The sequence below is a fragment of the Frankia sp. CeCAU1 genome (genome assembly GCF_977971845.1).
The window spans coordinates 64,422-65,995 of sequence record NZ_CDWWXA010000004.1; the positions used below are offsets into that span (position 1 = coordinate 64,422).

Genomic DNA, 1,574 nt, shown 5'->3' on the forward strand with positions numbered 1-1,574 from the left:
ACCTACCCCGACCCCGTCCACCCCGTTCCCGGCATCCCGGGAACGGACGGAGCACGGACGTTGCCACGCCTCGTCGCCCCTTCAGGCGATCCAGATTCCGCCGGGGGCCCGACCGCACCTTTCGTCGAATCACGGCCCCCGTCTTCGCCCACGCGCCCGCCGTCGGCCGACGGCGGGCGGCGGGTGTCATTGGTTCCACCCGCCGCATCGGATCGGGCGGATGCCTTCGGACCCGATCCGGAGGACAGGAGACTGCTCCCTTCGGCGCCCAGCCGACGGACCGCGCCGCGTCCGTCGTCGAACCCGTCGGAAGCGCGGCCGTCCGGCGGACTGCTCCCTGCGCCCGCGGGCGGGTCGGCCGATCCCGGACCGCCCGCACAGGCCGGTCCGACGGGGGGCGGCGGGGTGGACGACCGGGGCGACGACTGCGGCCCGGCGACGGGTCCCGGACCGATTGTGGTGATTCCCGATCTGTTCGGCTCCAAGCAACAGGCTGACGCCGCGATGTGCGCGGATCCCTGAGCGGGTCCGGCGTTTCAACCCGCCGGCGTGGGCCCGGCGCGGCTGGCCGCGACCAAGGCGACGATCGAGGGGGCGAGCCGAAGCACTTTTGTCTCCACCGGCCCGGTTCTCATTGTCGCCTACCCGATAATGTACCGCCGTGCCTATTCCTTATCCCGTTCTCGCTCAGGCGACACCGCCGCCGCTGCCGATCGCCTCGAACACTGCCCTACAGAAATCCGTAAATCTCAACCCGTCGAATGAACTGCATTATTCCAACATCTTGTCGCCGTTGGTTGTTCTGATTATGGTTGTTGCTGGTCTGCTGCTGCTGCATGGACTCCGCGCCGGTGTGCGTCCCTGGGCTCGACGCCGCGTCCTCACGGCCGGGGTCCTCACGGCCGGGGTCCTCACGGCCGGCGGTGTTGTGGCCAGGGCTGTTGTGGCCAGGGCTGGCATGGCTGATCGGGCGCCGTGCGCCGGTATCCCAGTGGAAGGCCCCGGCGCCGGGGGCATGCCGGCAGATGACGTCGTGACCGCCCCCGGACGTCAACGACGCGATCAGAGCGGGGACCATTCCTGGGCCTGGATGACGAGTCCGGACCAGTCCGCGCCCTGGCTGCGGGCGCGTTCGGCGAGAAAGAGGATTCCGTTCGACAGCCAGCTGCTCGGCCGCACGGCGGATGCGGCGAGCGCTCTGGTCGCGAGGATCTCGGCCTTGTCCAGCTCGCGTGCGCGCATCGCCGCGGATGCCTGGTAAAGGCGGACGGCGGCGAGAGCACCGGACGCCCGGGAACGGTCGAACAGTTCTGCTGCCTCGCTCAGCCGCTCATTTCCCTCGTCCAGTGCGCCGGCGGCGACGAGTGCCGCACCGCCGAATGTCGGCAGATACCCAGGATGGATACCGTCCAGGCTGTAACCCACCGCACCTGCCGGGAGCTTTGCCGCGACCGATCCCGCTGAGCGCAGCACGGCGACGATATCGTCGGTAGGCAGGTGGCACGCGGCCATGATGTGCGCCTCGGTGGTCATCGCCAGGACCGCGGTGTGCGCGTGTGGTGCCGTGGCCTGGG

General features: G+C 69.9%; 1 pseudogene. It reads right to left on the minus strand.

The features are described from left to right. Positions 1–1,062: 1,062 nt before the first annotated feature. Positions 1,063–1,574, minus strand: a pseudogene (locus AC08OO_RS01755) (hypothetical protein); the annotation flags it as partial.